Origin of the sequence: Alkalimonas amylolytica (assembly GCF_900107845.1) — a bacterium.
Taxonomy (GTDB): Bacteria; Pseudomonadota; Gammaproteobacteria; order Enterobacterales; family Alteromonadaceae; genus Alkalimonas; species Alkalimonas amylolytica.
This window is the reverse complement of the sequence record NZ_FNRM01000003.1, coordinates 303,628-323,401: the sequence shown is the minus strand read 5'-3', so window position 1 is coordinate 323,401 and position 19,774 is coordinate 303,628. Positions and strand designations below refer to the sequence as shown.

17 protein-coding genes and 1 pseudogene are annotated in these 19,774 nt (G+C 49.4%); 12 read left to right on the top strand and 6 right to left on the bottom strand.

Annotated elements, in window-relative coordinates; translation table 11 throughout:
- Nucleotides 1–42: 42 nt before the first annotated feature.
- Nucleotides 43–321, top strand: a complete 279-nt coding sequence (locus tag BLW37_RS07745; protein WP_091341592.1) for a hypothetical protein — start codon at nucleotides 43–45, stop codon at nucleotides 319–321.
- Here the strand turns inward: BLW37_RS07745 and BLW37_RS07740 are convergent.
- Nucleotides 318–656, bottom strand: coding sequence for a ribonuclease E inhibitor RraB (locus BLW37_RS07740; protein WP_091341591.1), 339 nt, complete (start codon nucleotides 654–656; stop codon nucleotides 318–320). The genes BLW37_RS07745 and BLW37_RS07740 overlap by 4 nt on opposite strands.
- 201 nt (nucleotides 657–857) lie before the next feature.
- Here BLW37_RS07740 and BLW37_RS07735 point away from each other — a divergent pair, with 201 nt between their 5' ends.
- From BLW37_RS07735 to BLW37_RS07725, 3 genes are all read left to right on the top strand, one after another.
- A complete protein-coding gene (locus BLW37_RS07735; protein WP_171907576.1) occupies nucleotides 858–1,172 on the top strand; it encodes a cytochrome b562 in 315 nt (104 codons plus the stop codon).
- A gap of 42 nt (nucleotides 1,173–1,214) precedes the next feature.
- Entirely contained in the window at nucleotides 1,215–1,820 is a 606-nt protein-coding gene (locus tag BLW37_RS07730; protein WP_245785653.1) for an HAD family hydrolase, read from the top strand.
- Nucleotides 1,821–1,883: 63 nt separating this feature from the next.
- Nucleotides 1,884–2,924 (top strand): GGDEF domain-containing protein, encoded by a 1,041-nt coding sequence (locus BLW37_RS07725; RefSeq protein ID WP_091341587.1) that lies wholly within the window; start codon nucleotides 1,884–1,886, stop codon nucleotides 2,922–2,924.
- On the opposite strand, the gene BLW37_RS07720 is transcribed toward BLW37_RS07725, so the two are convergent.
- Both BLW37_RS07720 and hemH read right to left on the bottom strand, forming a co-directional pair.
- Nucleotides 2,863–5,913: a transglycosylase domain-containing protein gene (locus BLW37_RS07720; protein ID WP_091341585.1), complete on the bottom strand. Its 3,051-nt coding sequence runs from the start codon at nucleotides 5,911–5,913 to the stop codon at nucleotides 2,863–2,865. The two genes, BLW37_RS07725 and BLW37_RS07720, sit on opposite strands and share 62 nt — an antisense overlap.
- 38 nt (nucleotides 5,914–5,951) lie before the next feature.
- The gene (hemH, locus tag BLW37_RS07715; protein WP_091341583.1) at nucleotides 5,952–7,028 is read right to left on the bottom strand and encodes a ferrochelatase; all 1,077 of its coding nucleotides are present in this window, start codon (nucleotides 7,026–7,028) and stop codon (nucleotides 5,952–5,954) included.
- Nucleotides 7,029–7,454: 426 nt separating this feature from the next.
- Here hemH and BLW37_RS07710 point away from each other — a divergent pair, with 426 nt between their 5' ends.
- The 3 genes and pseudogenes from BLW37_RS07710 to BLW37_RS19005 all read left to right on the top strand — a co-directional run bounded on the left by BLW37_RS07710 (nucleotide 7,455) and on the right by BLW37_RS19005 (nucleotide 11,526).
- Nucleotides 7,455–7,865: a hypothetical protein gene (locus BLW37_RS07710; protein WP_091341581.1), complete on the top strand. Its 411-nt coding sequence runs from the start codon at nucleotides 7,455–7,457 to the stop codon at nucleotides 7,863–7,865.
- Nucleotides 7,852–9,069 carry a hypothetical protein gene (locus BLW37_RS07705; RefSeq protein WP_245785652.1) on the top strand — a complete coding sequence of 406 codons (1,218 nt, stop codon included), beginning with the start codon at nucleotides 7,852–7,854 and terminating at the stop codon, nucleotides 9,067–9,069. Before BLW37_RS07710 ends, BLW37_RS07705 begins: the two co-directional genes overlap by 14 nt.
- 3 nt (nucleotides 9,070–9,072) lie before the next feature.
- Nucleotides 9,073–11,526 (top strand): annotated as a pseudogene (locus BLW37_RS19005) (putative bifunctional diguanylate cyclase/phosphodiesterase).
- Nucleotides 11,527–11,534: 8 nt separating this feature from the next.
- On the opposite strand, the gene BLW37_RS07690 reads toward BLW37_RS19005, so the two are convergent.
- Entirely contained in the window at nucleotides 11,535–12,512 is a 978-nt protein-coding gene (locus BLW37_RS07690) for a glutathione S-transferase family protein (protein WP_091341573.1), read from the bottom strand.
- 106 nt (nucleotides 12,513–12,618) lie between these two features.
- A complete protein-coding gene (locus BLW37_RS07685) occupies nucleotides 12,619–13,182 on the bottom strand; it encodes a TetR/AcrR family transcriptional regulator (protein ID WP_091341571.1) in 564 nt (187 codons plus the stop codon).
- Between the two features lie 83 nt (nucleotides 13,183–13,265).
- Here BLW37_RS07685 and BLW37_RS07680 point away from each other — a divergent pair, with 83 nt between their 5' ends.
- Together BLW37_RS07680 and BLW37_RS07675 are read left to right on the top strand one after the other, a co-directional pair.
- Nucleotides 13,266–14,156, top strand: coding sequence for a sterol desaturase family protein (locus BLW37_RS07680; protein ID WP_091342029.1), 891 nt, complete (start codon nucleotides 13,266–13,268; stop codon nucleotides 14,154–14,156).
- An 83-nt stretch (nucleotides 14,157–14,239) separates the two neighbouring features.
- Entirely contained in the window at nucleotides 14,240–15,082 is an 843-nt protein-coding gene (locus BLW37_RS07675) for a substrate-binding periplasmic protein (RefSeq protein ID WP_171907575.1), read from the top strand.
- Between the two features lie 4 nt (nucleotides 15,083–15,086).
- Here the strand turns inward: BLW37_RS07675 and mutH are convergent, their stop codons facing one another.
- On the bottom strand, nucleotides 15,087–15,755 hold the full coding sequence (gene mutH, locus BLW37_RS07670; protein ID WP_091342026.1) for a DNA mismatch repair endonuclease MutH: 669 nt from the start codon (nucleotides 15,753–15,755) through the stop codon (nucleotides 15,087–15,089).
- A gap of 382 nt (nucleotides 15,756–16,137) precedes the next feature.
- On the opposite strand from mutH, the gene rppH reads away from it, so the two are divergent.
- From rppH to BLW37_RS07655, 3 genes are read left to right on the top strand one after another with little or no spacing between them, the layout of a single operon-like run.
- Complete coding sequence (gene rppH, locus BLW37_RS07665; protein WP_091341568.1) at nucleotides 16,138–16,641, top strand: RNA pyrophosphohydrolase; 504 nt, start codon at nucleotides 16,138–16,140, stop codon at nucleotides 16,639–16,641.
- A gap of 22 nt (nucleotides 16,642–16,663) precedes the next feature.
- On the top strand, nucleotides 16,664–18,922 hold the full coding sequence (ptsP, locus tag BLW37_RS07660) for a phosphoenolpyruvate--protein phosphotransferase (RefSeq protein WP_091342024.1): 2,259 nt from the start codon (nucleotides 16,664–16,666) through the stop codon (nucleotides 18,920–18,922).
- Between the two features lie 54 nt (nucleotides 18,923–18,976).
- Nucleotides 18,977–19,771, top strand: a complete 795-nt coding sequence (locus BLW37_RS07655; protein WP_091341566.1) for a sulfite exporter TauE/SafE family protein — start codon at nucleotides 18,977–18,979, stop codon at nucleotides 19,769–19,771.
- Nucleotides 19,772–19,774 lie beyond the last annotated feature (3 nt).

Here is a 19,774-nt window from a genome sequence, read left to right as displayed (position 1 = left end):
ACCAGGCTTTGCAATAGAGGCTTCAACCCGGGGAGATGGTACATGAGTTGGATTGATTGGGTGGGGATGATACCTGCAATTATTTTTCCGGTGGCGACATTGGTGCAGGTGGTACATTTACTGCGAGTAAAAAATGCCACCGGGGTATCAGCTCTTAGCTGGAGCGCCTTTGCTGTAGGCAATCTGGCACTTTATGTCTATACCGAAAAGTACCTTGAGTGGCAAGCGTTGCTGGGCTTGTTGGGCACTGCTTTGCTGCAAGTCTATTTAATTGCGCTGATCCTGTACTATCAGCGCCAGGCTGTTAAAGAACAAATTTAGCTGGACTCGTCAGGCTCCTGGACACCCCAGCCATCGTATTTGCCAGCAAACTTTTTGGTCAATGCTTCCAGCTCTGCTTCAAAATCAGTTATTGCCTGATAGCTTAGCGGCAGCTGCTTGCTTAATTTAAGCTCCCACTGACTGGCCGCATCCAAAGCCAGTTGCAGTCTGTCTTGTGGGTACTGCTCAGTAAATGCAGCCAGGGCTGTTTCTGCTTTGTCCTGTCGTTTAAAAAAGATATAAAAATCAAGCTCAGTCTCTTGTTGTAGTCTAAAGCCGGATTCAACCAGCAGTTGCAACATATCGCCGTTCGCGTCGTCTGGAAAATGCGTCATACATGGATCCTGTTGTTTTTTTGCAAGTATACCAGTTTCGTTGTGGCTAGGCTTGCCGGAAGTGACATGGTAGGATCTTAGCGATATTTTTCCGGAGGTAACCCCATGAAATTAAGCTTTGCTGTTTTGCTATTCGCAGTAGTGAGTTGGAGTAGTCAGCTGTACGGTTATACCTCACAGACGGATAGCTTGGAGGTGATCATGAAAACCTTCTCATTTCAGTATCGTCAGGCAGTAGAAGCCGACTCGACTGAGCAGCGTCTGGTCCATGTGCGCCAAATGCAGCAAGGTATAGTCGCTGCTCAGCAGGCACCGATGCGGGATGATTTGGCTGAGCAATTTATCGAAGGTTTTCAGCGCGTAGCTGCCAAGCTGGATGGTATTGAGCTAGCCTTGTTAAATGGTCAGCTTGCGCAGGCAGAGCAAAAGCTGCAGCAAATTGACCGATTACGGATTGAGTATCACCAGTTGCGTAAACGCAGCTTCTGGCAATGGCTGTTTGGGGATCGCTCCTAGGCACTTTGTCGCTCATTCATTATGTCACCGGAGTAGATACGCATGCGGATGCTGACAAGCTCAATACGAGCAGATATTGATGTGGTGGCCTTTGATCTGGATGGTACTCTGGTCGACAGCCCGCTTGACTTTGTTGCCATTCGCCAAGAGCTGGGTTGGCAAGATGCCAGTGATTTGTTGCAGTCGATGGCCATGTTGCCGGATGAAATCAGTCGACAACATGCCGCTGGGGTCATTTATCGCCATGAAATGCAGGCGGCTGAGCAGTCGGTATTATTACCCGGAGTGCTGGAATGTTTGAGTCAATTTCAGGCGCAAGGCATTCCGACGGCTATTTTAACGCGTAATATGCGGGCTGCGACCCAGCTGATGATCCAGAAATTGCAGATCCCAATTTCTCTGGTTTTGACACGGGAAGACTGTGCAGCCAAACCCGATCCTGAAGGCTTATATCGCATTGCAGCTCACTACCACACCAAAGTACAGCGCTTGCTGTATGTCGGTGATTATCACTTTGATTTGACGACGGCAGCCAATGCTGGCGCTCAGTCTTGTCTATTGCTGAATGCGAATAATCACCAGTTCTCCTCTCAGGCCGATTGGGTCATCGCTGAATATCAGCAGCTAGCCAGAGCTCTGACAAGTTAAGGTTGCACCGCAACTAGACTTGTCCGTATAGTAGGCGTCGATAATTTAACCTTCGAGGTCGTTTTGATTGCCCGATTGCAGCGAGACTTTCACTTAGCCATGCTTAGCCTGGTTGGCATTATGGTGCTGGTCTGCGTCACACCCTATGCTATTTATCGTTACTGGGATGGCAGTTATTTGATTGCTGCGGTAGATAGTATTCTTGTTGTGTCCACGCTTGCCGCGGTCGCGTATGCCTGGTTGACGGGCAATACCAAAGCTGCTGGCTTCTTCGTTGCTTGCATGTTTTGTGCTGGTGTGGTGATCGTGGTCTTTGGCCTGGGGCCAGTTGGTTTATTCTGGACCTATCCTTTTATCGTGTTTATTTTCTTTTTGGTGCCGCCATTGCGGGCATTGCTTTTACTACTTCTGGTGCTGGTGACCTTGTTGCTGCTTGCTGCGCTCATACCCGGCAAAATATTTTTGGATGGGTTTCAACTGGTATCTTTTGTGGTGACCAGCGCTGTGACCAGCTTTTTTTCTTATGTGTTTGCTTACCGGATGTTGGTGCAGCGCCGTCAATTAGAATCAATGGCTGCTCAGGATGCGTTAACAGGTGCTGCCAACCGGCGTCAATTGGATCAGGCACTGGAATTTGCCGCAGGATCGGGACGACGCAGTAGGCATAATGAGATTGCCATGTTGTTGTTTGATCTGGATTTTTTTAAGCAGATTAATGACAGTGAAGGCCATCAGGCTGGTGATGCTATTCTGGTGGAGCTGGTTCAGTTGTTGCAAAAGCACACCCGTATGTCTGATCAAGTGTATCGATTTGGTGGTGAAGAGTTTGTCGTTTTACTGGAAGACATCACGCAAGAGGAAGCATTGGCTGTGGCCGAAAAGCTGCATGCTGTGATAGACAAAGAGCTGCGCAGCAGTCAGCGAACGGTCAGTGCTTCTGTTGGCGTTGCCGTTCTGGCTCCCGGCGAGAGCTGGGAGCAATGGCTAGCCCGTGCTGATGCCGCCTTGTACCGGGCTAAAGCGCAGGGACGCAATCAGGTGGTTATGGCTGAGATGGGCAACCCTGCAGCAAGTAAGGAAGCAACACCGGCTCCATGCTCTTAAGCACCTGGACTGGCAGTGCCGAAGTAAAACGCAATTGCTCCGCCTGAGCACCTGCGGCATAGGCGGTTAAGGTACCAAAGTAATCCGGCCCTAAGTAAAACACCAAAGTTGCCGTACGGTTCAGGCTGCGCTGATCGATACGATTGCCACGACTGTCAACCGTATTAATTCGATTATCCCCAGTACCGGTTTTACCGCCTGTTAGCCCCAGTTGTTGATAGCTGCCTTGCAGGCGTCTACCGGTACCATCCTGAACGACCTGGTGCAACACCTGACGCAGTGCAGTCGCCACTTCCGGCTCCATCACCCGGATCCCTTGCTGCTGACCTTGCTGCCAGCGGGTGTGATAAGGGGTGTCTTCTCCGAGCAACAACTCCTGCAGGGGCTGGTTTGGGTAGCGGATGCCATCATTCATAATAATGGCCATCAACTCGGCCAGAGCTGCAGGACGGTCGCCTGAACTGCCAAGTGCAGTGGCTAATGAGGGGACCAGATGATCAAAGGGATAACCCAGCTGCTGCCAACGGTAATGCAAATCCCAGAATGCTTCGATTTCCAGCATAATACCGATGCGATTATCACGGGCACTGCGATGCCTGGTTCGAAACAGCCACTGGTAGACTTCTTGACGTTCGTTGGTACTCATTGCCAGTATGTCTGGCCAATTTAACTCAGGATTTTGTTGTAATGTGCCAACCAACCATAGCTCGAGCGGATGCACTCTGGCATGGTAAGCATGATCAGGCAAGCTAAGCTGTCGCCGTGAAAAGCTACGATGCCAACGCTCCAATTGATTGCTGCTGATACCTCCGCTGGATTCCCTGGCAAGAAAGTCTTCCAATTGCTGTAAGTTGGCCTGAGGGTGCAGCCACAGGTAAATGGCGGCCAGTCGGTCTGGTCGTTGCCGTGCAGTCTGCAGTAATAATTGCAAACGTTGACTGGTATCCTGCTGCCGATGTTTACGCCAAAACTGCTGCAGGTAACTGGCTCCTTCCCGATCAGCAAAGCTGCTGAGGTAGTTGGAGCGCCGAGTGCCATCATCTTCCGCCAACAGTTGCTGGCCTTGGGTATCCTTGTGGTAAATGCTGTAATTGATCACATCGCGCAGCAGGCGCACGAAAGGCAAGTTAATCGACTCCTGGGTTGCTTCCAGCAAGGTAGGGGTTCGGGTATTGTCTTCAGCCATAAAGTTGCCGAAACTATGCAGGCCGCCACCGGTAAAAAAGCTTTCCGCCGGGCTGGCACTGTAACGTCGCTCCAGGGCCAACTGCAGCAACTGCGGTAGATCCAGATCCGGCGATTGCAGCAGTTGATCGATGACCCAACGACTGATGTGATCCTGAGGTGCGATATCCAGCAGTTGCAGTTCAGTCGTCGCCTCACCAGCATAACGCTGATACAACTCGGCAATAATTTCCAGATAACTGACCAGGACTCGTAACTTGGCTGTTGAGCCAAGCTCCAGTTTGCTCTGGCTGTTTAAATCAAAAGCCGCTGCAGAGGTATCGGTCTGCACTCTGAGCTGGTAACCATTGTGTTGGCGTTGATACAGGACAAAACTGTACTCTACCTTGCCTGCTTGCTCTGCAGTGAGCAGCCGATGACCTACCAGCCCCTGGTCCGTAGCTATCTGCGGGTTACGTAGTTGCTGTAAAAACCGACTTACCTGTTGTTGCATGCCAAGGTGCAGACTGCTGGTTGCCTGAAGATCAAGACGATCACTGTCATAGGACCGGAGTTGCAGTAGCTGATCCAGCTGCTGTCGCACCAAGTGACTGGCTTTCTGATCGCGGTTAAGATGCTTGCTTTGCCAGGGGTGGGGTGAGACCACCAAGGGGGTGTCCAATGCTAAGGCTACCAAACCCCGTTCAAGCAGTTGCTCTTCTGCCAACAGTTGCAGATACAAGTCGGTGAGTTGATTCAACTGAGTATGGCCTTGCAGCAAATAAAACGACGGACGCCGTTGAGCGATCATCAGCGCCAGCACCTGCTTCAAGGCAATGGCAGTTTCTTCGGTGGTTGCAAGCTCGCTCAGCACTATGCTGCTGCGATGATAGTCGCTGCCAAACCATGCCCAGAGGCCATCAGCTATACCATGAACCTCGCCAAAGCCTGGTGCTGCTGCCAGTGGTACCGTATTGATATAATGCAAAAGCAGTTGATTGCGGTGAGCTGCTGTTACCGGAGAGTTCTGATAAGCCCGCACACTGCCGGAAAGCATTTGGCGAAATTTATCGCTTAGCCCTTGGGTCCGTCCGGCAGGTGAGTGTCGGTATTTTTCCAATTGGGTTGCCAGGGTGCTGCCACCTCCGGCGGCATTGCCATTGCGGCCCAGCCACTGCTGGCCTTGACCAATCATGGCCGAACCTAAACGTGGCCACTCAATCGCAGGATTATGAAAGGGAGATTGGGCGCTTAGAATGCTTTTGTTTTCAATAAATGCCAGCATTTGCGGCATGATGGCTGGCATTTGCAGCAAGCTGTCAAACTGACGCTGTGGATAGGCAAACTGATAGATGGTGTCGAGCTGACAATCCTTGATCTGCAAGCCAGCTTGCTGCTTTTCCTGGTAGGGTGGAAAAAAACCCAGTTTGCTGTAACGCAGCAAAGCTGGTGAGAACTCACTTTGCTCGGTGATACGAAAGCCTTTTGCTGCCAGGCTTGTTTGCCACTGTGGAGCCAGACTGTAGCCACGCTGATGGTTGTAAGGGCCTGTGGTTGGAAAATGGATGGCACTGGCTGGTCCTTCTATCAACTGGCTGTCCAGCCCACGGGCGAGGTAGTGCAACAGCTGCGCTTGATAGAAGCTGGTACGGATCTCCTGCCAAATCAGCCATCCGGCCAATAACAGTGCTATCGGCAATAACCAGGGCCAGTAGCGACGTTTCGCTTTAGCCTTGGGTACCGATCGCTCTTCGGCAGCTGCGCTGAAGTCTTTTCGCTTCAGTAAAGGGGCTGAACCAAACTCAGGTTCGATCCGTGGTGTCATAGGGTTCTCACCGCTGTACTTATACTATTGCTCTGCTACTATTGCTCTGCACCAACTTTACGAGCTCTAAGCTGACGTTCCGGGTCCGCTTCCAGTTGCCAGTGGGCCAGGTTGTTCTCAATCAACTGACACAAGGCATCGATATGAGCCGGGTTATCATTGAGTGCCGGAATGTAGTGGTAGTGCTCGCCACCTGCATGCAGGAAATAGTCTTTGTTTTCTTCCGCTATTTCTTCAATGGTTTCCAGACAATCGGCGGAGAAACCCGGGCAAAATACCTGAACATTTTTAATTCCTTGTTGTGGCAGGCTTTTCAGCGTTTCATCGGTATAGGGTTTTAACCACTCCTCACGGCCAAAACGCGACTGAAATGAGGTGATGTAGTCGCTTTCTGTTAGCCCAAGCCGCTCAGCGATTAAACGAGAGGTTTTGTAGCACTCACAGTGGTAAGGGTCGCCATTTAGCAGGTAACGTTTTGGAATGCCGTGGTAGGAAAACAGCAGTTTGTCTGGTCGACCATGTTGCTGCCAGAAACGTTCGATTTGCTGAGCTGCGGCCTCAATAAAAGGAGGAAAATCATGATAATGACTAACAAAGCGAAAGTCAGGCAGCCAGCGCCGCTGCATAAAGTCTTTGGCAACAGCATCAAAGGTGGAGGCTGTGGTTGAAGCCGAGTATTGTGGATACAGGGGCAGCACCAGCAGTTTTCTGACTCCCTTGGCGAACAGTTCGTTCAAGGCGCTTTGAATACTAGGGTTGCCGTAACGCATAGCAAAGGCGACTTCGAGCTGTTGATGGCCTTTTGTTTGCAGTTGCGCCCGAATGGCATCGCATTGCCGTTGAGTATGAAACAACAGCGGTGAGCCTTGATCAGTAAACACAGTAGCGTAAGCTTTAGCAGAGCGTCGTGGGCGAATGCGCAAGATGACACCATGGAGAATGAGCCACCACAACAAGCGAGGCACTTCCACCACCCTTGGATCGGACAAAAATTCGGCCAGATAGCGCCGTAATGCCTTGGGTGTTGGCGCATCCGGTGTTCCTAAGTTGGTGAGTAAAACGCCGACTTTATCCTGCTGCTGATGTTGGAAGTTTTTTGTATTGGTATAACGCATAGACTTTGTCTGCCTAAAAGATGAATGACTGGCTGAACAGTACGCAATAAACACTAGGTCAGATGCCTGTGTTTACTCTGATTGCTGCTTGGACTCTGGCAGCTTGGGTTAGTCAATTACCCTCTCAGTATACGCAGTACGACCGCTGAATGCCAAAGTTCTAGCTGCTAAGTTGGTGAAAAATCGAACAAAAAAAACTAATTTTTGAGCATTCAGTCAACAGGGATGTGATAATAAACGAATAAAAGAATGATCCTGCTTGCTATGACACTGTTTTTCCTATGAAATGGACAAGTATGTACGACAGGCACTGCTTTGCAGGATGACAAGGCAGCTGATCGTACCGTGTTTAGTTTCACATGTATTCAGATCCAATTGGCCACTGGCGGACTTTGGTCGTGTCTGGAATTCTGGTACCGGTGCAGCATGTTTAAATATCTTTTTTTGGTTTTTGTTCTCTTTTTCAGCCTTTCCAGCCAGGCGGTACAGGTTATTGCCCATCCTTCGGTCGAATTAAAACAGTTAAGCCCAGCACAGCTTCGTGCCTTGTTCAGCATGCGTCAGACACAATGGCCGGATGGCAGCGCTGTACGCGTTTTTGTGCTCAGCAGCGATCATCCCTTGCATCAAAATTTTTGTAAAGAGCAGCTACGAATGTTTCCTTATCAGCTGGATAATATATGGAATCGATTAAGTTTTTCCGGGATCGGTACCCGGCCGCAATTGGTCAGCTCAGAGCAGGAGCTGCTGCAAATGATTCAGCTTACGCCTGGCAGTATTGGTTACAGCTCAATCAGTGCTGAGGACACAGGGGTTCGTATCATTGAAATACTCTAACTTTCAACGTTGGGCAGAGAGTCTGCCTTTTTCCAGACCGTTTGTAGGCCTTCTTGCGCTGATGGGCTGCCTGGCGTTACCAAGCCAGGCGAACGAATGGCAGTGGCATGGCTTTCTGGCACAAGGCGTCATTCAAGCCGACAAAAGCAACTTTATTAATCGCAGTGGAGAACCATCTTTGGCATTAACCGAGCTGGGGCTAAATGGCGCTTTACAACTGCAACCCAATTTACGTGTGGCGGGGCAAGTTGTTTATCTGGATGGAGGAAATCGTTACCCGGATGGCTTGAAGCTGGATTATTTGTTTGTAGACTGGGCTTTAGTCAATCAATTGGACTGGCGTCTTAACGTCTATGCGGGGCGTTTTAAGAATCAACACTGGATCTATTCCAGTACCCGGGATGTCCCCTTGACCCGTCCCAGCATCGTGCTGCCTCAGTCGGTGTATTTTGATACGTTCAGGGATATTGCGGTAAGTAGCGATGGCTTGGCGCTCAAGGCAAGTGTCGATACAACGGCAGGTCACCTTGAGCTGAACTGGAGCTTAGGGGCGACGCCTTTATCGGATAAACAAACCAGGTTATTGCTCGGTGAGCAAGTACAGGGTAAGTCCCGGCAAAAGTACGTGCATCAGGCCAGCCTGTTTTGGCAACCTGAATTTAGCAACTGGACGCTTGGGATATCTTTACTAGACTCGGAGTTTAGTTATCGAAGTGCGGCAGAAGCCCCCTTCCTGGATGCCGACTTTGTGGTGCAGCGCGTGATGTTCAATGCGCAATATCTGCAAGAACGCTGGCAGTTGGTCGCTGAAGTGTTTCAGGAACGTATGGATACCAGCGGTTTTTTTGCCCCAGACTTTGAAGTGCAACAGTTTGGTCAGGGAGGCTATGTGCAGGGCTTGTACCAGGTGAGCCCTGGTTTTCGGCTCAATGCTACCCTGGATTATTTTGTCGCCAATAAAGACGATCGCCGGGGTAAGAACTTAGAGCAAAGCTCTCAGGGAAGCATTCCGGCTTACTTTGGCTATCAGCACAGCTTTAGCCTGGCAGCCAGTAAAGATTTGGCACCCCGGGTTCGAGTACAACTGGAGCATCACTGGATGGAAGGAACGGGCCGGTTGGCCCCCGGGGTCTTGCCTGATTTAGTCACCAATCAGGATCGTTACTGGCAGTTGTGGGCTCTGCAACTGATGTATTGGTTCTAAAGCATGCGTCGCTTTATCAGTTTGCCATGGAAATTGCTGATCGTTATGTTGCTGGTGCTTTTTGTGATGACTTTTGGCCTGACCAGCTTTTCATTGCTGCGAGTACAGGATGAGTTCACTCAACAGCAGCAACACAAGCGTGTTTTAGGAGAGCAGCAGTTTAGTCAATACAATCAACTCATTGAGAATCAACTGAGGATCTGGGTGGAGTCGTACGCTGAGTTAAGTCTGCTATCCGAGCATGATTCTGGGTTGTCAGCTTTTAAGCAGGCACTTTCGCAGCAAATTGAAACTCTGCATTTGCATTTAAATGTTGATCATGTTTGGTTGTATGCCGATGTCAATGAGGTCGTGTTTCAAAGCTCAGCAGCAATACCTGCCGCCGTGGAGCAGTTAGTACAACAAGCCTTTACTCAGCAGCAGCCACAAAGTGATATTTTATGTGATCACTACTGCGTAAAGTCACTGGCCGTGCCTCTTTTATTGGATGACGGTGAAATGGCTGTAGTAGCCATGACCACCACATTAGTCGATATTCTTTTTTACCTGAACCGCTCGCTGCAGGCCGACGTGGCCATCGTCAGTCATCAGAGCAAAGATACCGCCCGGCCGTCTGACATACGACTCTTATCAAGCTCCAATGCTTCTTTATTAAATGACTTGTATTACCAATTACCGCAGTTACTGGATGTCAGTCACATTGCTAGCCAGGGGTTGCGCTTAGAGTTCGCCAATCGGCATTACTTTGCTCATATGCAGCCACTTGATACGCGTCATCTCAAACAGTTTCATTTGATCCTGATTGAAGATATCACCGATTATGTGTTGGCAAATCAGCAGTATCAACAGCGCATTATTTTAATCGCACTGCTGGCATTCTTGCTGCTAGCCTTGTTGACTTATGCCATTACCCAACGACTCAGCGCTCGTTTAATGACCTTAGCAGCACGCTTGCCGTTATTAGCCAACAGGGAGTTTAGTCGCTTTCGCCTGGATAGTGAGCGTCAATCAGCTTTCTTCACCGATGAAGTGGATACACTCAATGAAGCCACTTTAAAGTTAAGCTGGCAATTGGAAGTATTGAATGAGCAAGTAGAACAGCATACCCAAGAGCTGGAAAACATTGCCATGTACGATTTGCTGACCGGGTTGCCGAATCGGAACATGTTGCAGTACCAGTTAAAAAAAGCATTGGCTGCGCTTGAGGAATCTCCAGCTTTTGTTGGCCTGTTATTTTTGGATCTGGACCAGTTTAAAAAAGTAAATGACAGTCGCGGCCATGCAATTGGCGATCAATTGCTGATCGAAGCTGCCATACGATTACGTGCCTGCATCCACAGTGCCGATACAGTGTGTCGTTTTGGTGGTGATGAGTTTGTTATTATTTTAACCAAAATGTCGCATGCCACTGAAACAAATAAGGTTGCTGGAACAGTTTTGGCTGCCTTTGCTGAGCCTATAATGGTTGGCGAGGAAAGTTTCCAGGTGGGTACCAGTATTGGTATCAGCCTGACTTCCGATAGCACAACACCCACCGAAGATTTGATCCGTCAGGCTGATTTGGCGATGTATCAGGCTAAAGCTAAAGGGGGCAATAGCTGGCACCATTATACGGCAGAAATGTATCAAGCTTTTGCTTATCGTTTGCAGTTGGAGACCGAAGTTCGGGTGGCGCTGGAAAAAGGTGAGTTCAGCTTAAGCCTGCAACCGCAAATAGAAGTTGCTACAGGCCGGTTGTTTGGCTTTGAAGCCTTGTTGCGCTGGCAGCATCCTGTGCGGGGCATGGTACCACCAGATGACTTTATAGGTGTAATTGAGAACTCACATCTTATGGTGCCACTAGGGTACTGGGTAATTGAACGTTGCTTTGGCATTGCCCGACGCTTGGCTGATCATGGTTATACCAATCTCAAAATTGCTATAAATTTATCGGCTGATCAGTTTGTCGATCCAAACTTATGCGAGTTTTTACAGCAGCAATTGGATCGTTACCAGCTTGCAGCCAATCAATTTGAGTTGGAATTGACAGAAAGTACGTTGGTAAAAAACGTATCTGAAACATTGGCTAGCATGCACTTGTTAAAGGCTATGGGTTTTGGGTTTTCCATTGATGATTTTGGCACCGGTTACTCTTCACTGAGCTATTTAAAACAGATGCCGGTCGACACGATAAAAATTGATAAAAGCTTTTTGTTTGGCATGCTGGATAACCATGCCGATTACCAAATCATTACTTCCACCATCGCCATGGTGTAAAAGTTGGATTTAAGAGTGGTAGCTGAAGGGGTCGAGAGCAGCGCTCAGTTGCGTATTTTGCGGCAGCATCACTGCGATTTAGCCCAGGGTTTTTATTTTGCCAAAGCCATTCCGGAACCAGAGTTATTGCGATTTTTGCAAGAAAAATTCCGGGACGGCTATTGGCTCGGCAGCGGTAAAATGGAAACTAGCAGTAGCTGACCCCTTCGTCAGTCTTCATGTTCCAGCACCACTTGTTGCAAGGTCCAGTCACCTCGGTTATGGCGAGCACTGAAATCAAGTTCAGGTCCAATTGGCACTACCTGCGTGGGGTTAATCATCGGATGGCTGATGTAATAATGACGTTTAATATGCGACAAATCGACCGTCTCGGCGATGCCTGGTAACTGATACAAAGAACGCAGATAGTTGCTAAGCGCAGGGTAGTCGGCAATGCGACGATGATTGCACTTGAAGTGGCCAACATACACAGCGTCAAAGCGCACCAGGGTGGTAAACAGGCGCCAATCCGCTTCCGTCAGATAATCCCCGGTCAGAAATCGTTGCTCCTGCAACAGGTGTTCGGCCCTACTCAATGCTGCAAACAAAGCATCGAATGCTTCCTGATAAGCGTCCTGGCTGGTTGCAAAGCCGGCTTTGTAGACGCCATTATTAATATCCCGATACACCCAGTCATTGACGGCATCAATGGCTGTTTGCAGTTTTGCTGGATAGAAATCCAGTCGGTTGCCGGTTTGCTGATTAAAAGCCCGGTTAAACATGCGCACAATATCGGCAGACTCATTATTTACCAGCTGTTGCGCTTGTTTATCCCATAGCACAGGCACAGTAACGCGGCCTGTGTAGTCTGATTTCGCTTTGGTATACAGCTGATGCAAATAGTCCGCTGCATAGAGTGGATCCAACTCCCCCTCGTCGCCGCCAAATTCCCAGCCGTGTTCCAGCATGATTGGCGAGACAACCGTTACATCAATAAGTGACTGTAATTCTTTGAGTTGGCGCAAAATCAAGGCCCGGTGAGCCCAGGGGCAGGCCAGCGACACGTAAAGATGATAGCGGCTGGCATCCGCTTGCTTAGAAGGTTCTACGCTATTGCGAAAGCTGGCATCCTGGCGTTGAAACCGGCCGGATGATTTCTTGGTATCGTACCAACGATCCTGCCATTGTCCGTCTACTAGCAGTCCCATATGTTCCCCCTTTGTTCAGCCAAAAGATGACTATAACAAAGATGAAAACGAACAATAAGCGGCAAAAATCGCCTTTAATAGTCAATAATTTAGAAAGTTATAGCGGCTAAATCCACAAGTTCCGCCAACGACCCAGCTGCAAGCCACGTTCCAGCCAGGAGCGGGCGGCAGTTACGGCGGGTTCTGTCGCCGTTAGCCAGCGCACAAAGCCGGAGGTAAATACGGCGGTTAAATACAACTCCTGTTCGATGCGTTTGAAGTTTTGGGCTTTTAAATCAGCGATTTCCCGTAACCATTGTACTGTGCGGCTGATACGAAGTATGGCGGCTGCTTGCAAGTGGAGATGGCCTGGTTCCAACTTATAATACAGCATCTGCCGGGTGATCCGGCGATGAGCGGCCAGAGCATTCAGCCAATGCATCATCGCTGTTAACAACTTATCTTGCGCCGAGCTGTGTTCAAAGTCAGGTTGCTGCTGGCATGCCAGCATGGCTTGGTCTGCCAAATCAAACCAGGCATCCACCAAATCGTCTTTTTGCTTGTAGTGCTGATGGATCTCCACTAAGGGGATATTCAGGCTACTGGCAATATCCCGTAACCGGATGCTTTCCCAATCACTGTGTTCCGCCAGTTGCATCGCCTGTTGTAAAATTGACTGCTGCTTGTTCATTTGATGCCACCGTTTTGAATTACTTGTGCGAGCGAAATTTGCTATAAGTATGGCATAGTTCAGTTAAGAGGCAGCTTTGGATGATCCCGGTTGAGTGGATATTATTGGCATTAAGCCCGGTTTTTCTTGGTTTGGTAGCATTGGAATGGTGGTTTGGTCAGCGACTGCGGCAGCACTGGTACCTCTGGCGTGATACCCTGGCCAATGCGGTTTTGGCTCTGATGCATCAGGCGGGTGAGCTGCTGGCTTTATTGATACTGATGCCCTTTTATTGGTGGTTGCATCAATACCGCTTCTTTGAGATCCCACTCAATGGCTATACCTTGCTACTGGCTTTTGTGTTGCAGGACTTTTTGTATTACTGGTTCCATCGGGCGTCGCATCATATCCGTTGGTTCTGGGCTTCGCACATTGTGCATCACAGCTCAAGGCAACTGAACTTAAGTACTGCTTTTCGTCAAAGCCTGATGTATCCGGTATCCGGCATGTGGTTGTTCTGGTTACCCATGATGCTGCTTGGCTTTTCGCCCTGGTTGGTATTGGCTGTGGTATCGCTAAATCTGGCTTTTCAATTCTTTGTGCACACGCAGGCGATTAAACATGTTGGCTGGTTGGAATGGGTACTCAACACGCCATCCCATCACCGAGTGCACCACGCATGTAATCCTCAGTACATCGACAAGAATTTTGCCGGTGTATTGATTGTGTGGGATCGGCTATTCGGTACTTTTCAGCCGGAAGATGATGCTGAGCCTTGCCGTTATGGTATTACCACCAACTTCCAATCCAACAATCCGCTGGTGATTACCTTTGATGAATGGCGTTTGATGTGGTTAGACTGGCAGCAAGCGTCTGGCTGGCGAGAAAAATGGGCTGTGGTGATTGGGGCACCATCTAAAGCTGAGCCCTTGCCGATGGCATCTCCTGATAAGCACCAAATAACCACTGAGTCTGGTAAAAGCATGGACGGATAAAAGGAAAAGTCGTTGACATAAGAGGAAATTTTTTAAATCTACACTAAGCTTGAAAGTGGAGACACTAATTGCAGAGGTGTGATATGAAACCTTTCTTGCTAGGATTTTCAGCTGTTTTATTCTTATTGGTGGGGTGTGAGCCTCAGATACAACCTCCGGCTGCGTCTGAAGATGCCACGACGGCTCAAGCAAGCGATTATCGGATGGAAGAGCCCAAAGCTCATACGGCGGATTGCCAATTGACCATGGGCTTTGATGCTTGGGAGCCCTATCAGTATGTTGGGGTGGGGAATGTGGTGACTGGTTTGGATGTTGAAATTGTGCATGCTATTGCCAAGTCTATGGAGTGCTCGGTTGCTATGCGACAAGGTACTTGGGTAGAGTTACTAAGTGCTTTACGTGATGGAGAGGTGGATTTTGTGCTGGGAGCCTCGATGACGGATGATCGTCAGCAGTTTGCGCACTTTTCTGATCCCTACCGAGAAGAACAGTTCATTCTGTATGTTCGGCGCTACGAAGGCAACTTACCATACAACAACATTACCGAGTTTGTTCAGGCTGGCCGTAAGCTGGGTATTGTGAATGAATATTTCTATGGCGACGAAATTACAGCGCTTTATACCAACGACGATTACCATCCGCAATTTGTAGGGGCTATTATCAGTGAAATGAATATGGCACGGCTGATTGATGAAGAGATTGATGGTTTTTTAGAAGATAGTTTTGTTGGGGCATCTATTTTACGACGCAAAGGCCTGGATCAGTATATTGAGCCACATGGTATTCGGTTGGAGAGTTCACAAGTGTATGTGATGTTCAGTCGGGCTAGCGTCGATGAGGCTATGGTTGAAAAATTCAACGCCGGTCTGGCACAGATTAAAGCCAGCGGAGTTTACCAGCAGATCATTGAAAAGTACGATCACTAGGTTATCAGCTCTGGCCAAAGGCTTTACGCAGCAGCTGCTGCGTAAAGCTGCTTTTCAGGTAAAAGCCTCTGGGCAGAGCCTGAATAGGTTGGCCGTCTGCGCCAACGGCAGCCGTTAACGCCCTGCTATTGGCTGCTTTGGGACGTAATTGCAATACCTGGCCATGAGCGCCTCGGATTTGATCGATACCGCCTAAAGTAATCAACTCCATCAGCTCCTCCCAATCCTGCTGCAGCAATTGTTGCTCGCTAGCGTCAGGCTGCCATAAGAAGCCACTGCCTATCACCCGATCTGCGATTGGGATGCTTCGCTCTGCTAACAAAGGCAGCCAGAGCACTTTGCTTAGTTTCTGGCACACCCAGGAATCGTGCCACTGCTGCTGGCTGATGCCAGTAAGCGGGGCCACACAAACATAGGTGCTTTCCAGTGGCTTGCCAAGGCTATCTATGGGCAGTGTTTTTAACTCGACACCTAATTCAGGAAAGTCTGGTTCTGCCTTGGAGCCAGCGCTAGCCCCCAGGCCTTGCTCCAACAACTGACCAGCCCAACCTTTGTCTTGTTTTAAATTGTTTGGTACAACCGTACCCAATTCAGCAGCAAGCTGACCTAATGTTAATCCAGCCAAGGCCTGACAACGCAGCATTAATTCATCAAGAGTCTGAGGTGATTTCATTGTTTTAAGTCGGGCTTTTGTACAGCCTTGCAGCATAACATGCAGGAATTTTGGTCGTTGCATAAAAAGGCAGCGATCTGTGTTATGCACATGGCTCTTTTTTTTATAAGTGCCGAGTATAAACATAACTTAATGAAATTGCATGAATTTATATAGTCAATCATGAGTTTAAACTGAAATGCGCTAAGTTGTTCATGGGATAAAGCCTGTTTTTGCACAGCATTATCCACACAGTCTGTGAAAAAGTGCACATGGAGCATCTGGTGTGTGTCTATTTGTGGATAAGTCTCAGAGTTATGCTGTAGATAAAATACCGATTGCCGTACTGATAACTTTGTGAAAGAATCTTTGCTATAGCTGTTGTGAAAAGCTCGAGGTTTATGTGATTGATGCCGAAGGTTTTCGGGCCAATGTCGGCATAGTGATCTGCAATCACCAGGGACAGGTGTTTTGGGCAAGACGTTACGGACAACACTCGTGGCAGTACCCGCAAGGCGGCATTGATCAGGGGGAAACGCCTGAGCAAGCCATGTACCGGGAGTTGAATGAAGAGGTTGGTTTAAAGCCGGAAGATGTCGAAATTCTGGCGGTGACCAAACACTGGTTACGTTATCGGTTGCCAAAGCGACTGATACGACGTGACAGCAACCCGGTCTGCATTGGTCAAAAGCAGAAATGGTTTTTACTGCGGTTGACCTGCCCTGATGGGGATGTGGATCTGGCCAAAACCACCCATCCAGAATTTGATGGTTGGCGTTGGGTCAGTTACTGGTATCCGGTACGTCAAGTGGTTGCCTTCAAGCGAGACGTTTACCGTAAAGTCATGAAAGAGTTTGCCCCGATCGCTTTGCCGTTTCCCCGTAAAACAGGAAAACAAAAAGGGTAATTCGGATGGATAAGCCATGGCCATGCTCAGCCAGTTAAGGCGAATTGTTCAGGATGTGGCGCAAGAGCCTGTTCTGAGTCAGGCGCTCTCTGGTCTGGTCACCAATATTAAGCTGGCACTCAATACGGAGTGTTGCTCGGTTTATCTTGCGGATTACGATCAGCACCACTTTATGCTGATGGCAACCGATGGCTTGAACCCTGAAGCTGTCGGTAAAGTCGCCATTGGCTTTTCTGAAGGTCTTATTGGCTGGGTTGGGCAACGTGAGGAGCCCATTAACCTGGCCGCTGCTCACCAACACCCACGTTTTAAAGTAACCCCTGAAGTCAGTGAAGATCGCTTTTCTGCCTTTTTGGGGTGTCCGATTATTCATCATCGCAAAGTTCTTGGCGTGCTGACCATTCAGCAGGGCACGGAGCGGGTGTTCAGCGAAGATGAAGAATCCTTTCTGGTCACATTAGGCGCTCAGTTAGCTTCTGTGCTGGCAAATGCTGAATTGCGTGAAGCGGCCAGTCCAGGCTCCGGCAGTAAAAGCCGCTCCAGTCAATTAAATGGTTTGCCCGGAGCTCCCGGTATTGCTATTGGCGAAGCGTATGTGCTGCAACCAGCCAGCGACTTTAACGCCGTATCCTTGCAGCGCTCCGAAGAACCGGATAAAGAGTTATCCCGCTTTTATCGGGCGGTTCGTATCACCAAGGCTGAGTTTAAGCGTTTATCAGAGCGCATGGCAGAACATTTGCCGGCGGATGCGCTGGCTATCTTTGATGTATATCAGCAATTGCTGGATGCCGCCAGTTTAGGGCAGGAGATTGAACAACAAATTGCCGATGGCTGGTGCGCAAAAAGTGCGTTGAAGCGGGTGGTGGAAAAGTTTGCCCGTCAGTTTGAAGACATGGAAGACGCTTACTTTAAGGAGCGGGCCACCGACATCCGCGATTTAGGCGAGCGGGTATTGATCCATTTGCTCGATACCGAGCAGCGCCATCATAAACTACCAGATAAAGTGGTGTTGGTGGCCGAGAATGTGACCGCATCCATGTTGGCTGAAGTCCCCAGGCAGCAACTGGTCGCTATTGTGTCCTTACGCGGCTCCGTCAACTCACATGCCGCCATTATGGCCAGAGCGCTCGGCGTGCCTGCCGTGATGGGTGTTGAGGGGCTTTCGTTGATGCAATGGCAGGGACAGCGTGTCATTGTCGATGGCTATCAAGGTCATATTCTGCTAGACCCGGCCGAAGCCATCTACGCTGAATACCAGCAACTGATCAGTGAAGATGCTGAGTTATCAGCGCATTATCAGGCCGAAGTGACGCTGCCAGCTGAATCCGTGTGTGGTCATCGGTTTGCCTTGATGATCAACGCCGGTTTAGCGGTTGATCCCGAGCACATCAATAACGAAATTTGCGATGGGGTCGGTTTATACCGTACCGAGTTTCCTTTTATCATCCGCAATCAGTTTCCCACCGAGCAAGAACAGGTGATACTGTACCGGGACATGCTGTCTGCCTACCCAGGAAAGCCGGTGATTATGCGTACCCTGGACGTGGGTGGGGATAAACCCTTGCCGTACTTTGCCATCAACGAAGAAAATCCTTTTCTTGGTTGGCGGGGTATTCGTTTAACACTGGATCATCCGGAAATTTTTCTGGTGCAAATCCGTGCGATGCTTAAAGCCGATATTTCGTCCAATAATCTGCATATTTTGTTGCCGATGATTTCTGAGTTGTCGGAAGTGGACGAATCTCTGCGACTGATCAAACAGGCGTGCTTTGAAGTGGGCGATGAACTGGGGCTGGAGTTGGTGCGACCAAAGGTTGGCGTGATGGTCGAAGTGCCTTCTATCATGTATCAGCTTAACGAGTTAGCCAGCAAGATAGATTTTTGTTCGATTGGTACCAACGATTTAACACAGTACCTGCTGGCGGTGGATCGGAACAATGCCCGGGTCGCCAGCTTGTACGATGCGATGCACCCGGCAGTCCTTCGTGCGTTGAATCAGATGGGGCAGCAGTTGCAGGCGTTGCAACTGCCGACCAGTGTCTGTGGTGAGTTGGCTGGGGAGCCTGCTGGTGTTTTGTTACTGGCTGCAATGGGGTATGATTCCTTTAGCATGAACAGCAGCCAGTTGGCCAAAATCAAATGGCTGTTGCGCCGGGTAAGCCTGCAGGAGCTGCAGCTGGTGTTGAATGATGCACTAAACAGTGAGTCGCCCAAGATTGTTCGTCGTAAAGTGCATGGCTTTTTAGAGCAGAAAAACCTGGCATCTCAGTTACGTTCTTAAGCTGTCTTCATTTGGGGTTTCGTACCCGGGCAGTGTCTTTTAAAGGAAATTTTCTTGTTTAGTATCATCGTTATTTCAGCGCTGATGGGTGCCATTGTTGGTTTGCTGGCGGGTTTGCTTGGCATTGGCGGTGGCCTTATCGTGGTGCCGGTTTTGCTGATGTTGTTGCCTGCCTTTGGCATCGTGGCACCTGAACACGCCATGCTGGTGGCGATTGCGACGTCGCTTGGCTCCATTGTGATTACGGCAACGTCATCCATTCGGGCGCATCACAAGTGGGGCAATATCCCCTGGCCACTGGCCAGCCGCATTATGCTGGGCTCTGCTATTGGTGCCTGGTGTGTTGGCTATCTGGCGCATTTGGTCGACGGCGTGGTGTTGCAGCGAATTTTTGCGGTGGCGGTGACTTTAATTGCGCTCCGAATGCTTGGCTCTCGCTCAGTAGTGGGAAAACGTTCCTTACCGGGTAACCCGGCCATTGTCGGTGTTTCAGGTGTCCTGGGCGGGTTGGCCAGTTTGCTGGGCATTGGTGGTGGTGCTTTATTTGTGCCGGTACTCAATTATTTTTCGGTGGATATGAAGCGTGCCATTGGTTGCGCTGCTGCCAGCGGGGTAGCAATTGCACTTTTTGGCACTCTGGGCTATGTTATCGCCGGCTGGCAACAGTATCAGCTGAGTGATGGCTTTCTTGGCTTTATTTATTTGCCAGCCATGTTGGGGATTATCCTGACATCCATTTTCACCGCGCCGGTTGGAGCCCGTCTGACCCAGCAACTGCCGGTGATGAAGATTAAGCGCTTCTTCGGTGTTTTTTTGATGCTGGTAGCACTTCGCATGTTTTTTGCCTAAGCA

Bases quoted from the DNA above. Each gene is read 5' to 3' on its own strand.
- BLW37_RS07745 (WP_091341592.1), top strand. From the start codon at position 43: ATGAGTTGGATTGATTGGGTGGGGATGATACCTGCAATTATTTTTCCG.
- BLW37_RS07740 (WP_091341591.1), bottom strand. From the start codon at position 656: ATGACGCATTTTCCAGACGACGCGAACGGCGATATGTTGCAACTGCTG.
- BLW37_RS07735 (WP_171907576.1), top strand. From the start codon at position 858: ATGAAAACCTTCTCATTTCAGTATCGTCAGGCAGTAGAAGCCGACTCG.
- BLW37_RS07730 (WP_245785653.1), top strand. From the start codon at position 1,215: ATGCGGATGCTGACAAGCTCAATACGAGCAGATATTGATGTGGTGGCC.
- BLW37_RS07720 (WP_091341585.1), bottom strand. From the start codon at position 5,913: ATGACACCACGGATCGAACCTGAGTTTGGTTCAGCCCCTTTACTGAAG.
- hemH (WP_091341583.1), bottom strand. From the start codon at position 7,028: ATGCGTTATACCAATACAAAAAACTTCCAACATCAGCAGCAGGATAAA.
- BLW37_RS07710 (WP_091341581.1), top strand. From the start codon at position 7,455: ATGTTTAAATATCTTTTTTTGGTTTTTGTTCTCTTTTTCAGCCTTTCC.
- BLW37_RS07690 (WP_091341573.1), bottom strand. From the start codon at position 12,512: ATGGGACTGCTAGTAGACGGACAATGGCAGGATCGTTGGTACGATACC.
- BLW37_RS07685 (WP_091341571.1), bottom strand. From the start codon at position 13,182: ATGAACAAGCAGCAGTCAATTTTACAACAGGCGATGCAACTGGCGGAA.
- BLW37_RS07675 (WP_171907575.1), top strand. From the start codon at position 14,240: ATGAAACCTTTCTTGCTAGGATTTTCAGCTGTTTTATTCTTATTGGTG.
- mutH (WP_091342026.1), bottom strand. From the start codon at position 15,755: ATGAAATCACCTCAGACTCTTGATGAATTAATGCTGCGTTGTCAGGCC.
- ptsP (WP_091342024.1), top strand. From the start codon at position 16,664: ATGCTCAGCCAGTTAAGGCGAATTGTTCAGGATGTGGCGCAAGAGCCT.